Source organism: Photorhabdus sp. RM323S, from assembly GCF_042879375.1.
Taxonomy (GTDB): Bacteria; Pseudomonadota; Gammaproteobacteria; order Enterobacterales; family Enterobacteriaceae; genus Photorhabdus; species Photorhabdus tasmaniensis.
Genome location: NZ_JBHFKZ010000095.1, coordinates 1 through 5,277 on the forward strand (window position 1 = coordinate 1; position 5,277 = coordinate 5,277).

The 5,277-nt window shown below is 37.9% G+C and carries 9 protein-coding genes and 1 pseudogene; all 10 read left to right on the forward strand.

Annotated features, from left to right (window positions below):
* Positions 1 to 342 (forward strand): hypothetical protein (locus tag ACGF7G_RS21420; RefSeq protein WP_387468235.1); only part of this gene is annotated, 342 nt, incomplete at its 5' end.
* Between the two features lie 248 nt (positions 343 to 590).
* Entirely contained in the window at positions 591 to 782 is a 192-nt protein-coding gene (locus ACGF7G_RS21425) for a hypothetical protein (protein ID WP_387468237.1), read from the forward strand.
* Between the two features lies 1 nt (position 783).
* Complete coding sequence (locus ACGF7G_RS21430) at positions 784 to 1,050, forward strand: hypothetical protein (RefSeq protein WP_387468238.1); 267 nt, start codon at positions 784 to 786, stop codon at positions 1,048 to 1,050.
* Positions 1,047 to 1,769 (forward strand): phage recombination protein Bet, encoded by a 723-nt coding sequence (gene bet, locus ACGF7G_RS21435; protein WP_387468239.1) that lies wholly within the window; start codon positions 1,047 to 1,049, stop codon positions 1,767 to 1,769. The genes ACGF7G_RS21430 and bet overlap by 4 nt, the downstream gene beginning before the upstream one ends.
* A gap of 3 nt (positions 1,770 to 1,772) precedes the next feature.
* Positions 1,773 to 2,381 (forward strand): lambda exonuclease family protein, encoded by a 609-nt coding sequence (locus ACGF7G_RS21440; RefSeq protein ID WP_387468241.1) that lies wholly within the window; start codon positions 1,773 to 1,775, stop codon positions 2,379 to 2,381.
* A gap of 8 nt (positions 2,382 to 2,389) precedes the next feature.
* Entirely contained in the window at positions 2,390 to 2,587 is a 198-nt protein-coding gene (locus tag ACGF7G_RS21445) for a DUF1317 family protein (RefSeq protein ID WP_387468242.1), read from the forward strand.
* A gap of 447 nt (positions 2,588 to 3,034) precedes the next feature.
* Positions 3,035 to 3,877 carry a phosphoadenosine phosphosulfate reductase family protein gene (locus ACGF7G_RS21450; RefSeq protein WP_387468244.1) on the forward strand — a complete coding sequence of 281 codons (843 nt, stop codon included), beginning with the start codon at positions 3,035 to 3,037 and terminating at the stop codon, positions 3,875 to 3,877.
* A gap of 46 nt (positions 3,878 to 3,923) precedes the next feature.
* The gene (locus ACGF7G_RS21455) at positions 3,924 to 4,397 is read left to right on the forward strand and encodes a hypothetical protein (protein ID WP_387468246.1); all 474 of its coding nucleotides are present in this window, start codon (positions 3,924 to 3,926) and stop codon (positions 4,395 to 4,397) included.
* Between the two features lie 25 nt (positions 4,398 to 4,422).
* Positions 4,423 to 4,866: a zinc-finger-containing protein gene (locus ACGF7G_RS21460; protein ID WP_387468248.1), complete on the forward strand. Its 444-nt coding sequence runs from the start codon at positions 4,423 to 4,425 to the stop codon at positions 4,864 to 4,866.
* Positions 4,863 to 5,277 (forward strand): annotated as a pseudogene (locus ACGF7G_RS21465) (hypothetical protein); the annotation flags it as partial. The gene ACGF7G_RS21460 and the pseudogene ACGF7G_RS21465, both read left to right, overlap by 4 nt.

Below are 5,277 nucleotides of genomic sequence, written 5' to 3' on the forward strand. Positions count from 1 at the left end.
GATGCTTCGAGAACTGATGAACCTTGGTTGCTGTGGGAACGGCTTAATAGTGAAGCGGTCAACTGGGAACAATGTCTACACAATCCAGCGTGGAACACAAAATTTAAATATCGCCGCAAGCAGGAAATGATAATTGTCGGTAAAGTCAGTTTTCCGAAGCCTGTTGATTATGAGTTAAAAAAGGGGCAAGAATACTATGTTGCAGTTTGGTCAGGCTCAATAAACTGGACGGGTGGCGAAATGGACATCGAGTTATTAGAAAATGGCAGGATTCATCTAACAAAAGAAGCGGCTGAAAAGCATCATGATGCATTAATTAAAATAAGCAAGGGTGAGTTTTAATAATATGTAGTTTTAAAGCTAGCGGATGGCTAAAGGGGTATATCATGAAAATAAACAAACAACTTTTCAATCTAGCTCAGTGTGAAGCTTATATTGCTCGTCAATTGATGAGCAATATAAATTGGTCAATAGCTATGAACTATTTGAGACTAGCATATGAATATGATTAAAGAATGGCTCTTCGCTATGCTCTATCCCGTCTGTTTAGTTCTCTTTGCAACAATTATTTTAATCTTCATGAGGTAATTATGATTAAGATTCACTGCGGTTCTTTTAAAAATAAACATACGAAAAATGGTAATGAAATTGAAATAGATAAGAATGATGGGGATATTTATATTAATGGAACTCCGGATGAAATTATTGGCAATTCTAATCTTTGCTTCAACGAAGTAAAGGAATATTTCAAAAACATGGGTTATAAAATCGAGGCTTTATAATATGAGTCCATACGCCGTTTATGATGAAATTGAAGAAAAAAGGCTGGAAGAGGAACATTACAGGGAAGTTATATTAGAACAACAAAGCATGGACGCTGAGACTATTTACAATAAACTTCCGCTCGAATCAACTAAGCTATTCTCAGACATAACAAATAAATATTTTGGCAATATATTTGAAGATAATATTGAAGCAATGAATTTGCTCAATGATTTTTTATACGAAGTTTGTTTGTTAAAAACCAAAAAAGAGGAATTTACGATATGAGTACCGCTTTAGTTTCGCTGACAGGGACGCTAGCAGAAAAATTAGGGATGAAAGTTCAAGAAGGGGAACTGATTGAAACATTAAAGGCTACGGCTTTCAGGGGCAATGCAACTGAACAACAATTTGTTGCCCTGCTTATTGTTGCCAATCAATATAACCTAAATCCGTGGACAAAAGAAATTTACGCTTTCCCAGACAAAACAGCAGGGATTGTTCCAGTTGTCGGCGTTGATGGATGGGCAAGAATTATCAACGAAAACAAAAATTTTGATGGTATAGAGTTTGAACAAGATGATGAGTCATGTACATGCAAAATTTATCGTAAAGACAGAACTCACCCAACTGGCGTGACTGAATTCATGAGTGAGTGTATGCGTTCAACGCAACCGTGGCAATCTCATCCAAAACGAATGCTACGGCACAAGACTATGATTCAATGCGCCCGGCTTGCATTTGGTTTCGCTGGTATATATGACCAAGACGAAGCAGAACGAATTACCGCTGGGGCTGCGACTGAAGTCATTAACGGACAGGAAAGTCACATTGATCGCCAAGGATTGATCACTCGCTGCGAAGAGGCTGCAAAAATCAGCATGGAAGCATTTCAAAAACTATGGACAGAGCTCTCACTGGAAGAGAAAAAAATCATCGGTAATATTGAAAAAGAACGGATTAAAAACAGTATTGCTATTGACGCTGAATGCAGTGAGGTGAGGTGAGTAATGGAACAGAAAACAACTGAATGGTACAAAGCCAGGTTGGGGAAAGTAACGGCTAGCGGGGTAGCTAACGTGATGGCTAAAACTAAGAGTGGTTACTCAGCATCTCGTCATAATTACATGGCAAAACTCATATGTGAACAACTTACAGGGAAATATGAGGAAGGGTTTAAAACTGCTGCAATGGAACGCGGCAACGAGCTAGAAGCAGTAGCAAGGGAAATGTATTGTCTTAATGAATTTGACGCCACTGTTAGTGAAACGGGATTTGTTGAACACCCCAGCATTGAATTATTCGGTGCGAGTCCTGATGGGTTAGTAAATGACAGTGGATTACTTGAAATAAAATGTCCTAACACATGGACACACATTGAGACAATTAAGACACAAAAGCCAAAGCGTGAATATATGCTACAAATGCACGCTCAAATGATGTGCACAGGTCGCAGATGGTGTGACTTCATCAGCTATGACGACCGTTTACCTCCCAGTCTATCATACTTTAGGATGCGTATTAATTTTGATGATGAGCTTGCGCTTGAAATTGAAAAGGAGGTCACCGTTTTCATTAATGAACTTAAGGATGAAATTCAAAAACTCACTCAATTATAGGAATAGAAATGAAACACTCGCACGATAATATACAAGTCGGAAAGATTTATTGCCCGTATTCCAGCTTTCACAAAGGCTGGTTAATTTCGGGAGGGAGAATAACTAGAAATCCGTTTACAGCACTTAACGCTGCTGAGGAGAAAAATAATTACATTAAGTCTCTTGAAGATGAATTAAATAAACTTGTGATACAACAATCCAAATAAGGATAATTATGATATATGGTGAAAAATTTAATGGCGACCCGCGCCCTCGCGGGCACACGCTAAGATACGTGTCTAATGGTAGCTGTATTGAATGTCAGAGCTGTAGAGATAAAAAAAGGAAAAAGAAAAAAAGAGAAATCGATAAAAGAGTAAAGTACGACGACTTTACTCATAGTGTATTTATTCTTGGAAATCCTGAAAGATGTAAAAATTAAATTAAATTAAATTAAATTAAATTAATGAGGTGATTTATGGCTGTGAAGTTAGAAATTCTTATCTCGTTTAATGAAGACTTAAATAAGCATCATGTCGAATATTCCACTGCATTTACTTCATGCAGCACGCATGAAGAGAGACAGATTCTTACGGAGTTAAGAACTAAATTATTAGGCTCAATGGACAATGAATATGTGGGAAATCGTTATGTTAATTAAATAAGAGCATCTTATGATCAATGTCGTATCAATTTCAGGCGGCAGGACATCGGCATATCTCGCGTATATGATGGAACAGCGCAGGAAAGCCGGTGAGAATGTTCAATATGTATTTATGGATACCGGAGCTGAACATCCGAAAACATATGAGTTTATTCGTGATTTAGTTCAGCATTGGAAAATTGATTTAATTTGTCTGAGAGTTGTTATTAATCCAGAGTTGGGAAAAGGAAATAGCTATCAAATTCTAAGTTTGGATGAAATTAAACATGATTTGGAACCGTGGCGAGCAATGCTGAAAAAATATGGTACTCCATACGTTGGCGGCGAGTTCTGCACGGATAGAATGAAACTCGTCCCATTTAAAAAATATTGCGACGAACGCATAGGGAAAAAGAATTATCGCACATGGATCGGTATTCGCGCCGACGAACCCAAACGGATAAAACGCAAGGAACGCACAAGCTATCTTGCAGATATCGCTGATATTGATAAGTTCGGAATTCTTGATTGGTGGAGCCGCCAGCCATTTGATCTACAAATTCCAGAACATCTTGGCAATTGCTGTTTTTGTATCAAAAAGAGCATACAGAAAATTGCATTGGCTGCAAAAGATGAGCCGGAATTAGCCGCTGAGTTTTTGAAAATATTGAACTCAAATGATGTTCGAAAAATGGAAAATCGCAATGGAACTGACATGATTATGTACCGCGGCAAGAACTCATTTGACGGCATTATACAAATGTTCGCTGATGATGAACGGGATGAACTAGCGGCACGGATGCCATCGCAGAAACAATATATTCACGCTGCAATGCAAGATATTCAGTGTGAATGCCAACTCGCTCTATTTTAACCACACCCATTAATGAATAACCAGCTGTTATACGGCGGGAGGATATATGAAAATTTACAGCATCGAAGTATTTAATTTAAACACTACAGGAGTGTTTTACGGAGAAGCGGTTCAAAAAGGGTGCCTAGGTGTTGTTGTAGACAAATTTAAATTCGATAAATACTACGAAATTTGCGACGGGATTTTCGTTGCTGAGTGTGATGGTCTTGTGCACTGCTATGAGCATAAAAAAGGAACAGCAGAGGGGTTCGCTGGATGCACTATTGTTTTGCCAGTTTTTGAAAAATCTGTTGTTTTCAATAAAAAAGCAATACGACGCAGGGTTTTTAATGGCTCATTGTGGAACACAGTAAACGCTAAACATAATGCGCAAGAATATTTGAATACAAAACTTTTTGGTATCGGAATCAGAGAATCATGTTATGAAGTTTATTCAGGAGCATTAGCAACAGAAACATTCATGCAGCGAATAGCAAAAGTTGTCATTCTTGGTGAGGCACAACAAAGCCCTCTGATTTAATAATACTGTAGCTTGAGGATTTATTATGGAGAAAACACCGTGGAATCCCTGTAAAAAAGCAATTCAGCGGGTTAAAGACCCGCTCCCAATTCCAGTTAATTGTCACTACTGCGATGGACGCGTAACAATACTTCATCATGAAAAAATATTCGGCAAAAAACACAGCAAATGGCCGTGGCTATATATATGTACATCGTGCGCAGCATATGTCGGCATGCACCCGTTCACAGATATTCCGCTTGGAACGTTAGCAGATAAAGCAACTCGAAATGCTAGAATTAGCGGTCATTGGCATTTTGAAGAAATGCGAGAGAGATGGAATTTAGAGCGCACGGATGCGTATAAATGGCTAGCAAGAAAATTGGGTATCAATAAATGTGAATGTCATTTTGGCTGGTTCGATATTGACACTTGCTATCGAGCTAAAGAAATTTGTGAAAATATGATTATTAAGAAGAGGTCATTATGAGCAATACAGAGTCTTTAATATCTGCATGTCAAGAATTAGCAAGAACTGCGAATTGTGATGATTATTTAATTTTGAATGAGATTGCAGATAAATTGAAATCAATGCTTAATATAGATTGGAATTTCACAGAACATCCCGACGTCAAAGTCGGAGAAGAAATTAAGTGCTGGGCTTATATTGAAAAAACTATTCGAAGATTTGATTATTGTGATATGGATGGAAATGGAAAAGTACAACACCACTATAAACCCGCTGAATTAAAATATTTTGTCACTGTTTTAGTTTATCAAAATAAACCTACACCAACGGGCGAAAATATCTATTCATGGGAAGACAGCAAGGAAGATATTCCAGACTGGGCCGCGCAAAATGAAGATTATGATTGGCTTCATAGCGTGGGATGGGTTAAAG